General features: G+C 46.7%; 19 protein-coding genes. 11 read left to right on the forward strand and 8 right to left on the reverse strand.

The window, feature by feature from the left end; translation table 11 throughout:
* Both AC58P7_RS09335 and AC58P7_RS09340 read left to right on the forward strand, forming a co-directional pair.
* Nucleotides 1-595: eCIS core domain-containing protein (locus AC58P7_RS09335; RefSeq protein WP_497342068.1), on the forward strand; the 595-nt coding region annotated here is incomplete at its 5' end.
* Between the two features lie 251 nt (nucleotides 596-846).
* Nucleotides 847-1368: a YbjN domain-containing protein gene (locus AC58P7_RS09340; RefSeq protein ID WP_497342070.1), complete on the forward strand. Its 522-nt coding sequence runs from the start codon at nucleotides 847-849 to the stop codon at nucleotides 1366-1368.
* A 100-nt stretch (nucleotides 1369-1468) separates the two neighbouring features.
* Here the strand turns inward: AC58P7_RS09340 and AC58P7_RS09345 are convergent, their stop codons facing one another.
* Together AC58P7_RS09345 and AC58P7_RS09350 are read right to left on the reverse strand one after the other, a co-directional pair.
* Complete coding sequence (locus AC58P7_RS09345) at nucleotides 1469-2047, reverse strand: hypothetical protein (protein ID WP_497342072.1); 579 nt, start codon at nucleotides 2045-2047, stop codon at nucleotides 1469-1471.
* A gap of 177 nt (nucleotides 2048-2224) precedes the next feature.
* Entirely contained in the window at nucleotides 2225-2914 is a 690-nt protein-coding gene (locus tag AC58P7_RS09350; RefSeq protein WP_497342074.1) for a hypothetical protein, read from the reverse strand.
* 129 nt (nucleotides 2915-3043) lie between these two features.
* Between AC58P7_RS09350 and AC58P7_RS09355 the strand changes: the two genes are divergently transcribed.
* Entirely contained in the window at nucleotides 3044-3514 is a 471-nt protein-coding gene (locus tag AC58P7_RS09355) for a GNAT family N-acetyltransferase (RefSeq protein WP_497342076.1), read from the forward strand.
* Between the two features lie 89 nt (nucleotides 3515-3603).
* Here AC58P7_RS09355 and AC58P7_RS09360 read toward each other — a convergent pair whose 3' ends face one another.
* Nucleotides 3604-4482, reverse strand: a complete 879-nt coding sequence (locus AC58P7_RS09360) for a pentapeptide repeat-containing protein (protein WP_497342078.1) — start codon at nucleotides 4480-4482, stop codon at nucleotides 3604-3606.
* Nucleotides 4483-4607: 125 nt separating this feature from the next.
* Between AC58P7_RS09360 and AC58P7_RS09365 the strand changes: the two genes are divergently transcribed.
* From AC58P7_RS09365 to AC58P7_RS09385, 5 genes are all read left to right on the forward strand, one after another.
* Nucleotides 4608-5033 (forward strand): GTP pyrophosphokinase, encoded by a 426-nt coding sequence (locus AC58P7_RS09365; RefSeq protein WP_497342080.1) that lies wholly within the window; start codon nucleotides 4608-4610, stop codon nucleotides 5031-5033.
* Nucleotides 5034-5167: 134 nt separating this feature from the next.
* On the forward strand, nucleotides 5168-6367 hold the full coding sequence (locus tag AC58P7_RS09370) for an ATP-binding protein (protein ID WP_497342082.1): 1200 nt from the start codon (nucleotides 5168-5170) through the stop codon (nucleotides 6365-6367).
* A gap of 242 nt (nucleotides 6368-6609) precedes the next feature.
* A complete protein-coding gene (locus AC58P7_RS09375) occupies nucleotides 6610-7698 on the forward strand; it encodes a low temperature requirement protein A (RefSeq protein WP_497342553.1) in 1089 nt (362 codons plus the stop codon).
* A 26-nt stretch (nucleotides 7699-7724) separates the two neighbouring features.
* The gene (locus AC58P7_RS09380) at nucleotides 7725-8267 is read left to right on the forward strand and encodes a GNAT family N-acetyltransferase (protein WP_497342555.1); all 543 of its coding nucleotides are present in this window, start codon (nucleotides 7725-7727) and stop codon (nucleotides 8265-8267) included.
* 99 nt (nucleotides 8268-8366) lie between these two features.
* Nucleotides 8367-8822: a DinB family protein gene (locus tag AC58P7_RS09385; protein WP_497342084.1), complete on the forward strand. Its 456-nt coding sequence runs from the start codon at nucleotides 8367-8369 to the stop codon at nucleotides 8820-8822.
* A 139-nt stretch (nucleotides 8823-8961) separates the two neighbouring features.
* Here AC58P7_RS09385 and AC58P7_RS09390 read toward each other — a convergent pair whose 3' ends face one another.
* Nucleotides 8962-10287, reverse strand: a complete 1326-nt coding sequence (locus AC58P7_RS09390) for an MFS transporter (protein WP_497342086.1) — start codon at nucleotides 10285-10287, stop codon at nucleotides 8962-8964.
* A 171-nt stretch (nucleotides 10288-10458) separates the two neighbouring features.
* Between AC58P7_RS09390 and AC58P7_RS09395 the strand changes: the two genes are divergently transcribed.
* Both AC58P7_RS09395 and AC58P7_RS09400 read left to right on the forward strand, forming a co-directional pair.
* Entirely contained in the window at nucleotides 10459-10737 is a 279-nt protein-coding gene (locus AC58P7_RS09395; protein ID WP_497342088.1) for an autorepressor SdpR family transcription factor, read from the forward strand.
* Nucleotides 10734-11372 (forward strand): SdpI family protein, encoded by a 639-nt coding sequence (locus tag AC58P7_RS09400; protein ID WP_497342090.1) that lies wholly within the window; start codon nucleotides 10734-10736, stop codon nucleotides 11370-11372. Before AC58P7_RS09395 ends, AC58P7_RS09400 begins: the two co-directional genes overlap by 4 nt.
* A gap of 45 nt (nucleotides 11373-11417) precedes the next feature.
* On the opposite strand, the gene AC58P7_RS09405 is transcribed toward AC58P7_RS09400, so the two are convergent.
* Together AC58P7_RS09405 and AC58P7_RS09410 are read right to left on the reverse strand one after the other, a co-directional pair.
* Entirely contained in the window at nucleotides 11418-12395 is a 978-nt protein-coding gene (locus AC58P7_RS09405) for a bile acid:sodium symporter family protein (RefSeq protein WP_497342092.1), read from the reverse strand.
* A 42-nt stretch (nucleotides 12396-12437) separates the two neighbouring features.
* A complete protein-coding gene (locus AC58P7_RS09410) occupies nucleotides 12438-12887 on the reverse strand; it encodes an Lrp/AsnC family transcriptional regulator (protein WP_497342094.1) in 450 nt (149 codons plus the stop codon).
* A gap of 108 nt (nucleotides 12888-12995) precedes the next feature.
* Between AC58P7_RS09410 and AC58P7_RS09415 the strand changes: the two genes are divergently transcribed.
* Nucleotides 12996-13742, forward strand: a complete 747-nt coding sequence (locus AC58P7_RS09415) for an MBL fold metallo-hydrolase (RefSeq protein WP_497342096.1) — start codon at nucleotides 12996-12998, stop codon at nucleotides 13740-13742.
* Nucleotides 13743-14106: 364 nt separating this feature from the next.
* Here the strand turns inward: AC58P7_RS09415 and hflC are convergent, their stop codons facing one another.
* Together hflC and hflK are read right to left on the reverse strand one after the other, a co-directional pair.
* Nucleotides 14107-14979 (reverse strand): protease modulator HflC, encoded by an 873-nt coding sequence (gene hflC / locus AC58P7_RS09420; protein WP_497342098.1) that lies wholly within the window; start codon nucleotides 14977-14979, stop codon nucleotides 14107-14109.
* A complete protein-coding gene (gene hflK, locus AC58P7_RS09425; protein WP_497342100.1) occupies nucleotides 14976-15986 on the reverse strand; it encodes an FtsH protease activity modulator HflK in 1011 nt (336 codons plus the stop codon). Before hflK ends, hflC begins: the two co-directional genes overlap by 4 nt.
* Nucleotides 15987-15993: the final 7 nt, after the last annotated feature.

The raw sequence follows: 15993 nt of genomic DNA on the forward strand, positions 1-15993 counted from the left end.
AGAGCTGCAGATGAAGCCATCAACGGAATCGATTCAACGCTCGGAGGGCGGAGAAGCCGAGGAAGAAGAGCTGCAGATGAAGCCATCAACGGAATCGATTCAACGCTCGGAAGGCGGAGAAGCCGAGGAAGAAGAGCTGCAGATGAAGCCATCAACGGAATCGATTCAACGCTCGGAGGGCGGAGAAGCCGAGGAAGAAGAGCTGCAGATGAAGCCATCAACGGAATCGATACAACGCTCGGAGGGCGGAGAAGCCGAGGAGGAAGAGCTGCAGATGAAGCCGTCGTCAGAGGGAGGCTTTGAAGCAGGCGCAGGCGTTGAGTCGCAGATTAAAGCGAAGCAAGGCAGCGGCAGCAAAATGGATGCAAGCATTCAAGCGAAGATGGAATCGGCGTTCAATACCGATTTTAGCAACGTCAATATACACAATGACTCGGAGTCATCAAAGATTAACAGATCTTTAGGTGCAGAGGCTTTTGCAACGGGGAATGATGTGTTTTTCCGTGAAGGGCGATATAACCCAGATACGCGCGAGGGACAGGAACTACTTGGCCACGAATTAACCCATGTGGTTCAACAACGAGGCGGCAAGTAAAGCGGTATTACCAGATCCTTCAAGCAAGCTGGACGTGATCGCGCATCGAAGGCAGGCGCTTGGGGTATTACTAAAGCGATCTTCAATGCTGATAAATCAACAGTTAAATAGCTCGAAAAACGTGCTCACGACACAGATCTTATCTTTGATATGCTTATGAAGCTCCCCGTCAAGTTCGAGAGCGATCCAGCTAAGCTGAAAAGCGCCATTGTTGAAGCGATGGGCAAGAGAGAATAGGAGATTGAACAGACATGCTGACAGAACTTGCACATGCGCGTCATTTGGCGCAATTAGGGCAATTGAAAGAGATTTTGGATGGGGCAGAGCTTGCCACGAATTTATTAGAAAAATCCGAAGCCATTCCGCTGCATGTACTCATGGCAGGCTTCCAAGAGGATAGTAAAGGGCGGGATCGATTCCTTCACTTTAGCTTTTTACCTTTGAATGATGAGGACATTGTCGCTATTCAACTGCTGCAAATCTACAGTACACTGCCGTTTCATCTTCAAGCAGGTGCTCGTGAAGGTGTAGCCGCGCTCTTATTGGAAGTTAATACGCGCTTACCAATAGGTCACTTTGGAGTTAATGAGGAAGGCGAAATCCATTATCGCTATGTGTATAGCCTATCGGCTTCACGTACGTTTGAGAGTGATGAAGTGTTAGAAATTCTCACCCTTTTCGTATATATGTGTGACATGTTCGGAGAGCACATCGAGCAGGTTGCCAGCGGTGAAGCGAAGGCAGAGCAGGTCATTCAGGCTTTAAGATCATAGTAAAGAGAAAGACCTCCAAACCCACACATTGTGGTGTTGGAGGTCTTTCTCAAAATATAGCCGACTTATATGTTTCACACGATTAGTCGGCTATATGAATTTACAGTAATGAGCTGAGTCGAATGTCTAGTCTTGCTGCCACGCCTGCGGGCATGCTTGGACTACGTGGTCCGTCAAAGTTGAAGGCGATGATGACGATATCATTACGGCCGCGTCGTAAAAATCGTCTTATGTTGAAGCTGCGCCCTGTGTTGTAGAAAGAAGGGGTGTTCTGTGGCGCGTCATAGACAACGGGTACACCGTTGATGACGACAACCGCGAAGTTATCAACTGATAAAAAAAGAGAAGCGCTCAGAATAGCTCTTCGTTGCGAGAGTGAGAAACGTGTCGAAGTGACCACATTCTGACTACTTAGGTTGCCAGAGAACCAAACATAGTTAGCATTGCTCACCGGTATCCACGCTGGGTCACGCGGAATTTCTTGGGCGTTGAACCAGGAGTTATCCGTACCAATCGAGAGTATTCTTTGGTTCGGAAAAAGGCGGCCTGCACCTAGTTTGTTATGCTTCTTCAATTGAGCACGGTACAGCTGCATAGCTTTCATTTTTGGAAGGCCTGCGCTTTTGGGAAGTCGAACAATTCTACTCGGTTTTCCTGCGATACGTTGTTTATTAATCATCTCGCCATCTCCTATCAGGTTAAGAACTACTTACAAACTATTCTATGTTTAACAAATAGAATTGCATGGTTAATAGCTGATAGAGATATTAAATGTTTGATGACCCAACGACAGAAAGACCTGAGGCCACAGGACTCAGGTCTTTCTCACTTTATCATTTCCTCGGAAATATTCGACTTATTTCACCTTGTTTTGCAGCAGTTCAACAAACAGCTTACCCAAGTCTCCCATTTGCCCGCCTGCAGGGCGATTACCGCCACCGTTTTGACCACCGCCATTGGCATTACCCCCGCCGGCACCACCATTCGGTTTTTGCCCGCCAGCTTGCTGACCATTTCCTGTTCCATCGGTTGCAGTAGCTTTAGGTTGAGCGGATGCACCTGGAGCTTGAGCTTTGCCAGAATCGCCATTCCGATTGCCTTGTCCGTTTGGTCCGCCGTTACCACCGTTACCGCGATTACTCATGCGTGTTTCTGCATCTGTGATGAACGTCTTCTGAGCACCTGTCAGCTTTGCGAACAGCTTGGTTTTATTGTCATCGCTCAGCTCATTCTTTGTGACGATATCCTGAGCAACAGGCAGCATGGCTTGCGCTTGCTCCTTCGTGATGGTTAGTCCTTCTGCTTTATCCAGCATCATCAAGATTTGGAAAGTACTGAAGAGCTGTCTCTTCGCTGGATCCATAGCAGGACGATTTTGTTGGTTGTTTTGTTGAGTATTCTGTTGGCCATCTCCTGCTGCCTTCTCCGTTTGCTGGCTAGGCTGCGAAGTATTTGCGGCTGCAGTTTGAGTGTCAGATTGTTTCCCGCATCCAGTAAGTAGAATGGGGATTAGGATGCATATACCTGCTATTTTTCTCATATTCATACGTGTATGTATCACTCCTATTATTTTTGTCCACGTACACATTGTACGATGATATTATGAAAGAATAGCGAAAATAAGCTGAAAGCCAGCTTAAAATTAACGGATAGTATGACAATAAGGAGGCGCTAAATGGAGTTTAGAACGATTGATGTGCTAAAGGATCGGGAAACGATCATTGCCTTCCGTAAAGATTCCTATGTGGTGAGCTTCGGGAGTGAAGAAGGTTTCGGTGATGAAGATGAATATGTGAGGCGGATTGCCGATCGGGTCAGGCGCTTTCCAGATGGACTCGTGCTGATTGAAGATAAGGGACAACCTGCAGGACAATTGGAGCTTCAAATTGTTCTCCATGAGGGCAGCTATATCGGCTATGCCAATTTATTCTACCTTATTCCATCGTACAGAGGGAAAGGATACGGCCGACAGTTAGTGGCGTATGCGGAGCGTTTCTTTGAGAAATATGCCGTAAAATCCTATCATTTACGAGTGGCGCCAACGAATTTACCTGCGCTGCATTTGTACGAGAAATGTGGCTTTCGCCTCTTAGCAAAAGAAGAAGATCAACCCAATGCTGTCTGGCGAATGGTCAAGGATCTCTAGCAGATTTAGTATTGAGCAAAATGGAAAGCCGCTCTGCGCGAGACATGCGCGATGGGCGGCTTATTTGATATCTTTCGCCATACGTTCCCTTATGCTCCGTTGGAAATCCAATGAGATGGACGAGTTAAGTAGGAGGGCAACTTGGTATGAGCATCGCCTTTGGCGGCATTCACTTGAAATTGGGTGAGGAAAATGCTATCAGACAGATCCGAGCCTCGGAGGTCGGCGTCTCTAAGATCAGAGCCGATGAGGTCTGCCTTTCGCAGATTGGCTCCTCTAAGATCAGCGGCAATAAGATACGCGCCACGGAGGTTAGCTGCTCGGAGGTCGGCGCCTTTCAGTTTGGCGCCGATGAGATCTGCTCCTCTGCCGTAGGATTTCCGGCGGCCTTTGGGGATCTCAAGCTCGCGGAGTGCCGCTTCGCGGACGAGCTCACTCGCTCGAAGGAGCAGGACATTCACATCGGCACGATGTGCGGCAACGTCCAGCGTGGTGAGACTGTCGGCATCGAGGCTCGTGAGTCGTTCGGTTTCAGCCAGCGCATCACGAATCTCATCGTGAATCTGGTTAGCAGGCTGCAGAGTTAAGGCCTCGGTAAAGTACCAGAGAAGCTCATGGAGCTGGCGCATCAGAGGGAACACCTCAAACATTTGCTTTGCGGTGTCAGGTGCTTGCCGCCAGTCTTGACCGCCAAAGGTGATCTGCGAAACTTTCTGGCCCGCACCGAAACAGTCATAAACCGTACACCCTCGAAAGCCGATCTGCCTAAGCTGTGTATGTACACCGCACCGGAAGTCGGCTTGGAGGTTCGTACAAGGCTGCCCGGCATCCTTGTTGTTTGCGAAGTCGCTCGAAGCTGCGTAGGGCAAAGCCACACAGCATAAGCCGAAGCAGCTCTCGCAGTCTCCTTGCAAATGTAGGCGATTAGCAACCGACGAGTTATCGGATAAGTTTTGTTTCTCAACCATAAGCAATCTCCTTGTCACGTTATCATTTTTACATTATACAATGGGAAAGCCATATGCAAAAAGGGAGAGTTATGCTATAAATGGTGAAAAAGCGATTTCACGACCAACGTGAAGGGAGAGCATCCATGAGCACACTTACGAAAGCCATTTTAATAGCGGCGAAGGCACATGATGGACAGCTAGACAAAGGGGGCAACCCTTACATTTTACATCCTATTCGATTAGCTAGTAGGGCGAAATCAACGGAAGAATCCATTGTTGCTGTGTTACATGATGTTGTGGAGGATTCGACTTTTACCTTATTTGATTTGAAAAAAGAAGGCTTTAGCCAACCTATCCTTGAAGCACTAGATTGCCTTACAAGAAGGCCAGATGAATCGTATGAAGCATTTATTCTAAGAATCAAACTAAATCCATTAGCATCGATGGTGAAGATCTTGGATCTAGAAGACAATTGTGACCTCAGTCGAATTGAACAGCCAACCCGTCAAGACTATGAAAGAATCGATAAGTACAAAAAAGCATTGGCAGAACTGAAATTTGAGAGCTGACACCCCGTGGTGTCGGCTTTTTTTGTCGAAAAAGACTTGGTCTCGCGAGACACCAATCGACATACGAAATGAGCTTTTTGCAATATGATAGGTGTATGGATGCGAACTAATATGTGAAGAAAGGGTTGATCGCCATGAACAATATAAAAATATCCTCAAAAGGTATCGAAAAAGCGCTTCGGAAGTTTGATTATTTGCAAGCCATTGCCGAATACATTTGGAACGGTTTCGACGCTGAGGCTACGGTGGTAGACATAACCCTTCATAAAAACATACTAGACGGCGTAGATCAAATCGTGATTGCAGACAACGGCTACGGGATTAAACTGATAGATTTAGAGGGGAAGTTTACGCCATTCTATGAATCCGAGAAGGGTGTGGATCCTGATAAAAGGGGCAGAACTACCTCGGCTATGCACGGTAAAAATGGGATAGGCCGCTTAACGTTTCACCATTTTGCTTCCGAGGCTATCTGGCAAACCACCTATGAGGACGGTCTCCTGCTCAAAAATACGTATAACATTCACATTCAAGCCAAACGCTTGGATGCCTATCATGTGACGAAACCTAACTTAACGGACAAGGACAGAGGGACGACAGTCACGTTTAACAATATCATCAAGGAATTTGTGGTAGAGGATTTTCTAGCATTTCTGAGTAGAGAATTTGGATGGTTCTTGGAGCTGCACGCGGACAAGCCCTTCGCTATTCGCATTAATGGTGAACCCTTGGACTACGCTAGCTTGATCGCGGAAAAGGAATCATTTACATCGGTGCATCCCATGTCGCAAACGAAATTTCGGATCACCTATATTCGTTGGGGGGATCGTATGAACCATGAATATTCGAAGTTATATTTTATCGACTCGAAACTTAAAGAGCAGCATAAACAGCCAACGACGTTTAACAACAAAGGTGATTCCTTTTACCATAGTGTGTATATTCAGAGTAAGCTATTTGATCAGTTTGATTTTAGCAGTGAAGAGCCTAGCGGACAGCAGTCTTTTACATTCGGTGCAAGTCGAAAAAGCGATGCCTTTCAATTTCTGTTAGACGAGCTGGGCACATTTATTAAGGAGAAAAGGGAGCCCTATCTGCGGAAATTGTCCGATACGGTCATTAAGGAATTTGCAGAAGCGAAGGCCTTCCCAACGTTCATTGGTGATCCAGAGGCCGCTAGCCACCGAGATGAGTTGGAGGCTGCGATTCGAGAGTTGTGTCATGCGGAGCCTAAGGTATTTGCCAGATTGAATCCGGAACAGAAGAAAGTGTTGGCGCACCTGATACATTTCGTAGGCTCAGATGAGCGGCAACGATTGTTGGCGGCTTTGTAAGGCAGACCGGAAGAAGCGTATACAGAGGCTATTCCGGCATTTGAATAGGAATGTGTATTTAAGCTGCGTCTCCAAAGGGTCGTGGCTTTTTACATGCGGCCACTATTACAAATACAGGATTATCTATTTTCATCTCGAATACTTGGATACAGCTATACGCGCCAACCACAGGTAAGGGGCATTTGACATAAAGGAGCAACCCAATGAACAATCATACATCCGGGCTTCACCATATTAAGGCACTGGTCGAGAAAAAAGTGACCTGGCTTGAGCTGTTTTATGATCTGCTTTTTGTAGCGGCAGTGTCCAAAGCAAGTCATGTCTTGCTGCATGTGCATCATGGAACGATCCCAATTGAGTATTTGGGCAAATTCGTCCTTATCTTTATCCCGATCTGGTGGGCTTGGGTGGGGCAGTCCCTTTTTGTGAATCGTTTCGGGCAGGATAGCATCTCGCATCGCGTTTTTCTGATTCTGCAATTATTTTTCGTCTTAATCATGACGGCTAGTCTATCTGTCGATTTCGATCAGTACTTTGTGCCGTTCCTTGTAGGCTACATAGGTTTACGAGCCATGACAGCTATTCAATACTTAGCGGTTCATAAAAAAGAAGAAGAACATCTAAGGGCGACCGCTCGTTATTTGGGCAGCCGCTTTTGGATCGGGCTTGCCATATCCGCGCTTTCCCTCTTCTTTGATTCTTGGATTCGATACGCAGTGTTATATGTGGGAATTATGGTGGATATTCTGCTTCCTTTAATGGGTCGAAAATACTTGGTGAGAAGCCCGATCAACACGCATCATTTATTAGAGCGCTTCTCGTTATTTACGCTGATTTTGCTTGGCGAATCGGTGATAAGCATACTTGCCGTCCTACAATCCAGTGATTGGACGTGGCCATCCATCGTATTTGCAACCCTCACCTTCTTATTAATCATCGCGATGTGGTGGCAATATTTTGAGAATGTGGAGAAGAAAGTGAACAAGGCCTTAGAAACTGCAGGGCAAACGATCATCTATGGTCATTTATTCATTTATATGTCACTGTGCATGATAGCCGCGTCGATTCAGCTGTTATTCATGGAGGAATTGGATTATTGGTTTATGTTAAGCCTTGTTTTTGGTTCAGTTCTGCTGTACTTTTTCTCAACATCACTGGTTTTCCATAAATATAGGCATACCCATCAACGATTGGGAATAGCTCATTTAGCGTTATTTCTAGGGCTGCTTGTTGCATTTCTTGGGTTGGATTTGTTATTTGAAATGCCAAATTACGTCATCATCGGAGAAATGATGCTGTTCTTTGTTGTGTATGCGAAGGGGACCACTTGAAAATTTCACAAGGGAAGGAAGATAACATGATCATAGAAATCGACACAGACCTAAAACTCAAATCATTTCAGCAAGAGGATGCTGAGGACTTATTTGCCTTGACGAATAGCTGTCGAGATTATCTGAGAGAATGGCTGCCTTGGGTGGATGCGACAAAGCATGTTCAGCATTCAAGAGCTTTTATCCAGCACTGTCAGAATCAAGATGCGGCTAACAATGGCTTCACTGCTGGTATTTGGTTCAAAGGGAAGCTGGCAGGCTGCATCGGGTTCCATCCGATTAATTGGGCTAACCATAGCGCCAGTCTTGGTTACTGGTTAGGAGAAGGGTTTCAAGGTCATGGTATCATGACAAGAACTTGCGAAAGGCTTGTCGATTATTCGTTTAACGAACTCGGCTTAAACCGAGTGGAAATTAGATGCGGGGTTCACAACCTCAAGAGCAGGGCGATTCCTGAAAAGTTAGGGTTCACGAAGGAAGGTCAGATCCGGGATGCCGCATGGTTGTACGATCATTACATCGACCTTATTGTGTATGGCATGCTGAAACGGGAATGGAGTAAGCTTTGAATATGTTTAGAAAGCGGGCAGTGGCATATCAATGTAAGTGAAAGATTTCCACTGAGGAAGATTAGTTTAGTAAATAAACATGTAGGAGGCTTGAGAAACATGAGAGATGCTTTTGTTTTCGACTTCGTCGATAAACATCGTGATCGGTTACTGAAGTTGATTGAAGGATGCCCAGTGGATAAGCGCGATGTTGTGCCGGCTGGCTTTACTAATAGCGTGCATTGGCAAATTGGTCATATCCTAACGGTTACGGAACGAATTGTATTCAGTTTCGCTGAGCAGCCCGTGGCACTTCCTGCCAGTTATATGGGCTTTTTCGGTAATGGTACCAAACCAGCCGATTGGCAAGAAGAACCTCCAATGTGGGATGTCATTGTAACGCAGCTAAAGGAACAGGCTGAACGGATTCGTGAGACTTTGAAGGATAAGCTGGCTGTTACTGTCAAAGAGAACTTTTTCAAAGCAAAAACGATTGATGAACTGATCTTTTCTAGTGTTGTGCATGAAGTCAATCATGAGGGCATGATTTCCTCAATGCTGAAAGTGTTGAAATAACCTTTAATAGAAATCAATAAGGCACCCTCACCCTATGACTGGGAACGAGTGTGCCTTTTTCGTTTTCATCTTTTCTAAGCCATTTCGATCATTTCGCGGCAAATAGCGGATCCTCGTTCCGTTTCTAGGCGTTGCAGCGCTATCCTCTCATGTGCACCCCATTCACCCCAAGCCTATACCACAGGAGCATCCCCAGCGAACATAGCCCAATCACAATTAACATTCCGTATACATACATGTACGAATGCAGGAGCGACGTATTCCGCTGAATTTCAAGTAGAATGCCGCAAATCGCCACCGACATCGATCCTCCAAAAAACTGAATCAGCTGCATTAGTCCCATGCCCGAGCCAATTAAGTGCTTCGGCAGGATGCGTGAAGTCTCATTATTTAACGACGCTATTGTCGCGGAGAAAGCAGGCGAGAAACAAAGATACCCGATCATAATGACGAGTGGCGAAGCACCGAGCAAGGTTGAGAAAGCAACCATGACTAGGGATAAAAGCCCGTGGCCAATAAGCAGAAACCGCATATTGCCAAACCGATCAATCCAATGACCGACGAAGCGGGTCAGGAACGCGGACAAAATAGCGCCAGGAGCAATCGTCAAGCCGATTGTCATCGCCGATTGATTGAACACCTTGGCTAGTACGAGTGGCATAAGAAATAGATTGCCAAGGTTCAAGACCAAGATGCAGAACCCGATCACCACAAGCTTCCGAAACGCAGGACTCGCCAGTAATAAAGGATTAATGAACGTGTCACTTGATCGCCTCAGGTGCCAGACATGCACACCAAAGGAGAGAACGCTGATTGCAAGCCACACGAAAGACATCTGCGTCACAGCGAGTAACAAAGTCGCGGCATTGACGACCGTGAATAGCGCTCCTAGCAAGTCGAAACGGAACGGCACCGGCTTCTCTTTGGGAAGCAAACGCAAAAGAATTGGAAGAATGACTAAGACCAGGCAGGTAATGGCGAACAGCCCATTCCAGCCAAAGTATTCGCTAATTAAGCCGCCAACGATCGGGCCGAGCCCGAAAGCCATAGCGCTCCCCGCGGATATCATCGCAATCGCCGCGCCGCGCCGTTCAATCGGTATGTATCGGCTGGCGAGTACCAGCCCAAGTCCAGCCATGACCCCTGCGCCTGCGGATTGAAGAATACGCGCCGCGAGTAAAGTGTGGAATTCCCGTGCGAACAGTCCGAACACAGAGGAAAATCCAAGCACAATAAGCCCCACGGTTAGCAGCTTGCGAATAGGAACCACATCGGAAAGTCTGCTGTATAGGACTGTAGATAAGGCATAGCCAATGGAATAGCTGGAGATTACCCATGATCCAAGATCGGCAGTGATGCTGAGATCTTGAATAATACTTGGGATCGACACGTTGAACATCGTTGTATTCATGACAACAATGAACAAGCCAATCGTCCATACGGGCATTACTATTTTATCGTTCATGTGGATTCATCCTGTCTGACGTGAGATGTAAGTATGATCTCTCTATTATAATCCTTCCATGTCTAATAGCCAAAGCAGCACAACGGTATACTCGGATTGACAGGTATGAAAAACAGCGGTATTATTTTATTATATATTTAGATAAATATCTAAATAAGGAGGAGCCACATTTTGAATGAAGCATTTAAAGCGCTAGCGGACCCGACTCGACGTGAAATTTTGCAGATGCTTCGGGAAAAAAGTATGAATGCTGGTGATATTGCTGATCACTTCAAGATTAGTAAGCCGAGCATATCGCATCATTTGAACCTGCTTAAACAGGCGGGACTTGTACTTGATGAACGTCAGGGACAACATATCATGTATACCTTGCACACCACGGTTGTTGAAGACGTCATCGGATGGATGTTTAACATACTTAACAAAAAAGATCAGGAGGAACAGTCATGAAAAGATGGAAGGAAATTTCACTATATATGATCAGCCTTTCCCCAGCGGCAGGGGGCTTGCTTCTGTATAATCGTCTTCCGGATACGATGGCGAGTCATTTTGGCATGAATAATGAAGTGAACGGTACGATGAGCAAAGAAATGTCGCTGCTTATGTTGGTATTGCTAGGCCTGCTGCCGCTATTCATGCGGGTTATGAGATCCATCGATCCGAAGAAAGCGAATTTCGAGAAATTTCCTGCGGCTTTTGAGGTGACACGGTTCGGCGTTACTATTCTATTGGCTGTGGTAGGTTGGGCGATCATTATATATAATTTGGGCTACGACTTGGATTTCAAAAAAATCACGATGATTACACTCGGTGTGCTGTTTGCCGTTATGGGGAACTTTTTGACGCAGGTGAAGCCCAACTATACGTTCGGTATACGGACACCATGGACACTTGCCAATGAAGAAATTTGGAGAAAAACGCATCGATTAGGTGGCCCGCTTATGATGATGGGCGGAATTGTTGCTTTTGTTGCGGCATTCTTAATGACCTCAATCGCGATCATCGTCTTCATCGCGGCAATTGCAATCAGTTCCTTCATTCCCATCATCTACTCCTATGTGATGTTTGCCCGTCTTTCGAAGTAAATAGGCTATGTGTAGGCTGCCAGCGATTCGCTGAGCAGTCTATTCTCACTTAACCCCATTAACCGTTAAGCTCGGTGTATCGCTTTTCAGTGCATATTTCCGATTCAGCAGAAAGCCGAAGAGGGAAGCGAGCGATTGCTGGAACAGCATGCCAAGCACCACAGGAATCGCCACGGGTGGCGGGAAATAGGCTACAGCGAGTACCGCGCCCGCACTAATATTACGCATACCGCTGTTAAAAGTAAGGGCAACAACGACATCTTGTTCCCAACGGAACAGCTTGGCGACGAGCCAGCCGATCATGTAGCCCAGCGAGGCCACCATGAGGACAAAAGCTGCCAATCCCAGCAATTTAGCGTTGAAATCACGCAAATAAGGAGCGATGACAGAGCTGTTAATGGCGACGACGACGCCCATGAAAATTTTAGAAAAAGGTCCTAAACGGCCACCCCATTGCTCCTTAATTTTCCCGCGCGTCCATTGATTCAGCAGCATCCCGATGAGAGACGGAACGACGATCATGAAGAACAAGCCTTTCATCATCGCGAAGGTATCCAACTGTACCTTGGTGCCAACCAACACAGACAGCGTATACGGCACGACAAAAGGTGAGAGGATCGTATCCATCAGGATGATCGAAAGCGTCAGCACAATATTGCCCCGATAAATCGCTACCCACACGAAGCTAGTAATGCCAGTAGGAATGGCTGCGGCCAAAATAAGTCCCGTAATCGTCAGCGGTTCGTGACTATACACAGCATGCCCGAGACCAAGCGCAATGAGCGGCATCCCGACATGCAAAATGAACAAGGTGGTAAGGAGCGGAAGCGGTTGAACGACGACCTTGATGAATTCTTTGAAGCTGGAGGCGATACTCCCCGAAAAGGTCATGAAGGCAAACAACCAGGGTGATAAATAGGTATATCCGGATAAGTGACTTCCGAGCAGAACGCCGATAAGGACACTAATAGGTGTGATAAGCGGCAAAATCTTTTCTAATTGACGATTCAATTGAGGCAGCATCTAGGTGAACATCCTTTCGTGACGAGCTTGAAGTATAAGCTGCTATTTAACTTGGCCAATGGAAAGACTGACTTTGTAATTGCCGTAGGTCAGAAGTTCATCGAGGAACGCGTTCAGTTCAATGGGCGTTTGGACGCGAACACGCATCCAATAGCAGCCTTCGCCGCTTACGCGGTGGGTCTCTACAACACTCTCCTGGTGTTGAATGTAAGAGAGGAACGCTTGATGCGCTGTGTTTGATTTCATGAAAACAACGATAAACGCATGTACGACTTGCCCGATTTTTTCGGGATTCCAGTTCACTGTATAGCCGGTTATAACGCCGAGATCCTGCAGCTTACGAATGCGAGCACCGACGGCTTGTCCTGTCAGATGGACTTGCTGGCCAATGGCCTTATGCGACTGTGTTGCGTCTTGAAGCAGATGTTGCAATATACGTAGATCGATCCCGTCGATCGGTTGGTTGCTTAGCACGATATGAATTCCTTTCACAATGAAATGGAAAACCGTTAATTCTTTTCATCAACTTGTATGGAAGTCACGCCAACTATTTTACAATTGTAGCAGAACAACAATTATAAGATAAGAGGTGTACCAAGAATGAACCTTCAATTAATTCGTCACGCGACACTTTGGCTGGAATACGCAGGAGTTACATTTCTAATTGATCCGATGTTCAGTGACGCAGATGCCAATCCCCCGATCGTGAATACAGCGAATCCTAGAAGGAATCCGATGGTTCCACTGCCGTTTCCGATAACGGAAATACGTCAACCTGACGTGATCATCGTGACCCATCTTCACGGGGATCATTGGGATGGCGCAGCTGCGGAGGCACTGCCGAATTCAACGCCAATCCTTTGCCAACCAGGGGATGAGGGAGCATTTACTGCTGCGGGGTTTACGTCCGTGAAAGCTATTCAGGAATCACTTACGCTACAGGGAGTAACCTTGTTTAGAACAAGTGGCCAGCATGGGACAGGTGAGATTGGGAGGTTGATGGGGCAGGTTTCAGGCTTTGTTTTCAAAGCGGACAGCGAGCCGACATGGTATCTCGCGGGAGATACCATTTGGTGTGAGGACGTGCAGCAAGCTTTGGAAGTTCATCTACCAGATTGGACTGTCGTCAACGCGGGTGGGGCTCAGTTCCAAGTAGGTGAACCCATTACGATGGATGGGGATGATGTCGTGAGCGTTTGCCGATTCGCGCCATTCACGAAAGTTGTTGCTGTGCATATGGATACGATCAACCATTGCCATGTTACGAGAGCGGACTTGCGAAGCAGGTTGGCAGTGGAAGGGGTATTGGGGCAAGTTGTGATTCCCGGGGATGGGGAGTGGGTGTGAGTGGGGAAGGGGAGAGGATGACAGGTTGAAAGCTATTGGTGCGAAAGCTCGAAGGTTGAAAACCGAACGCCGAAAATCGAAAGTCGAGCGCTGAGCGCCAGAAGTATCAAGCCAGAAGCCACAAGCCACAAGACACGAGTCCAAGCCTACAACCAGCCCTTGCACGGTCCTACCTCCCATGTCCCCCTGCCAATTGCCCTCTCTCAGCAGGTTGCCCATTGGATAAATACAGTAGAATGATGATTTTGAAGCGAAAAATCTGACTTTGATTGGATAAATCCAGTGGTCTTCGCTATATGCGGAAGTTAATGACATCAATAAAAAGCGTGCCATCCGAAGAGGACACGCTCTAAAATTAACAATCTTATTTACCAAGTAAAATTTTTGTGTACGGGGAATCAATCGGCAGCATAATCACGGGCTCCCCTTTAAATGACACCAAGTAACTATCCAGCGTACGGTAGAAATTGTAGAAGGCAGGATCCTTGCCGTAAGCGGAGTTGTAAATTTGAGCCGCTTCCTGCTCGCCTTCGGCTACAATTTTCTTCGCATCGGCTTGTGCCTGAGCGATTAATTCGCTCGCTTGTCTGTCGGCTTTGGAGGTGATTTTCTTGGATTCTTCATCCCCCTCGGACAAGTATTTCGCCGCAATGGATTGGCGGTCGGAAATCATCCGTTTATACACGCTTTGCTTGTTCGAATCGGGCAGATCGGTGCGCTTGATGCGCACATCGACGATTTGGATACCGTAGTTATCGCGCTCCATCAATTCCGAAACTTCCTTCGTAATCTCATCGTTCAGGTTACCACGCTGTGTATTTTCGCTAATGATATCGCTGTAATTAATCTCGGATAATTTACGTCTAACGGTGTTATACACCGCAGCATCAATGCGCTCTTCCCCGCCTGTGATCGATTGAATCGTGCGCAGGAACTGCTGGGCATCATCAATCCGCCATACCGTATAATTATCAACTTCGATAGGCTTCTTATCTTTGGTCAAAATAGAAGTAGGCTTGCTATCATACACCATCTGATATTTAGGAAGCGTGCGAACCGATTCAATGAACGGGATTTTTAAATGAATGCCAGGCTCCGTTTGAATTCGAACGGCTTCTCCGAATTTAAGAACGACGCGGTATTGCCCTTCTTTGACAATGAATATAGAGATCAGAAAGAAAAAAACGAGAACGACACCAAGGATGGATCTAAAAATCCATTTGCGTTGTAAGGTCATTTCGCAGCTCCTCCTTGCGTCTGGCCGGCTGCAGCAGTAGGTGTGCGCAACAGCTCATTAATCGGTAAATATTTAACCGTTTCGCCGGCGCTGTCACTGATGAAAATTTTGGCATTCGGCAATATTTTCTCTAACGTCTCGATGATAAGCCTGCTTTCCGTGACCGATTTATTATTTGCATACTCCGCATAAAGGGCGTTGAACTTCGCAACATCCCCCTGAGCATTCAAAATCCGAGATTTCTTCTGGGCTTCGGCGTTCTCAAGAAGGGCTTGCGCGTTGCCTCGCTCCCTAGGAAGGATATCATTTTCATATTTCGTCGCCACGTTAATCTTCGTGTTTTTCTCTTCGCGTGCGTTGGTTATATCTTTAAAAGCATTCTGCACATCGCCAGCTGGAGGCTCGATATCTTGGAACTTCAAATCGACAATATGGATGCCTGTTTGATATTTGGTTTGCATCTCAATTAATCGCTCTTTGACCTTGCCTTGGACCTCAGTTTTTCCTTCAGTAATGGCGAAATCGAGAGCCGTAGAACCAATGACAGAACGTATCGCCGCACTAGCTGAGTTACGAAGGAACAATTCCGCGTTATCAATGTTGTACAAGTAGTCACGCATGTCACTGATATTCCATTCCACAACCGCATCGGCAGATAAAATATTTTCATCTCCCGTAATCATCATTGCTTCCTCTTCGACGGGCGTGATTTTACCATTCGTTTCACGGAAGCCGATCTGGATACGCTGTGTCTTTTTGGCAGGCAGTACAATCACCTGTTGAATCGGGAAGGGGAGTTTAAAGTGAAGCCCAGCTTCCTTCTCCGTCGTATATTTGCCTAATGTTAAAATGGCCGCTTTCTCATGCTCCTGCACCGTATAGAAGGTGGACGAACCAAAAATAAGGACGAGAACGATGATGAGGCCGGCTAGGATTTTGGTCACTAAGCCCGGAGGGAGCGAGGTAGGTCTTCGTCGATCTGGTTCTGGCAATACAAATGGATCCATGGCAAAC

This window comes from Paenibacillus sp. J22FR5 (assembly GCF_059691975.1).

Coding starts and splice junctions, on each gene's coding strand:
- AC58P7_RS09365 (WP_497342080.1), top strand. CDS start 4,608: ATGAGCACACTTACGAAAGCCATTTTAATAGCGGCGAAGGCACATGAT.
- AC58P7_RS09350 (WP_497342074.1), bottom strand. CDS start 2,914: ATGAATATGAGAAAAATAGCAGGTATATGCATCCTAATCCCCATTCTA.
- AC58P7_RS09340 (WP_497342070.1), top strand. CDS start 847: ATGCTGACAGAACTTGCACATGCGCGTCATTTGGCGCAATTAGGGCAA.
- AC58P7_RS09345 (WP_497342072.1), bottom strand. CDS start 2,047: ATGATTAATAAACAACGTATCGCAGGAAAACCGAGTAGAATTGTTCGA.
- hflK (WP_497342100.1), bottom strand. CDS start 15,986: ATGGATCCATTTGTATTGCCAGAACCAGATCGACGAAGACCTACCTCG.
- AC58P7_RS09400 (WP_497342090.1), top strand. CDS start 10,734: ATGAAAAGATGGAAGGAAATTTCACTATATATGATCAGCCTTTCCCCA.
- hflC (WP_497342098.1), bottom strand. CDS start 14,979: ATGACCTTACAACGCAAATGGATTTTTAGATCCATCCTTGGTGTCGTT.
- AC58P7_RS09380 (WP_497342555.1), top strand. CDS start 7,725: ATGATCATAGAAATCGACACAGACCTAAAACTCAAATCATTTCAGCAA.
- AC58P7_RS09355 (WP_497342076.1), top strand. CDS start 3,044: ATGGAGTTTAGAACGATTGATGTGCTAAAGGATCGGGAAACGATCATT.
- AC58P7_RS09360 (WP_497342078.1), bottom strand. CDS start 4,482: ATGGTTGAGAAACAAAACTTATCCGATAACTCGTCGGTTGCTAATCGC.
- AC58P7_RS09405 (WP_497342092.1), bottom strand. CDS start 12,395: ATGCTGCCTCAATTGAATCGTCAATTAGAAAAGATTTTGCCGCTTATC.
- AC58P7_RS09390 (WP_497342086.1), bottom strand. CDS start 10,287: ATGAACGATAAAATAGTAATGCCCGTATGGACGATTGGCTTGTTCATT.
- AC58P7_RS09385 (WP_497342084.1), top strand. CDS start 8,367: ATGAGAGATGCTTTTGTTTTCGACTTCGTCGATAAACATCGTGATCGG.
- AC58P7_RS09415 (WP_497342096.1), top strand. CDS start 12,996: ATGAACCTTCAATTAATTCGTCACGCGACACTTTGGCTGGAATACGCA.
- AC58P7_RS09370 (WP_497342082.1), top strand. CDS start 5,168: ATGAACAATATAAAAATATCCTCAAAAGGTATCGAAAAAGCGCTTCGG.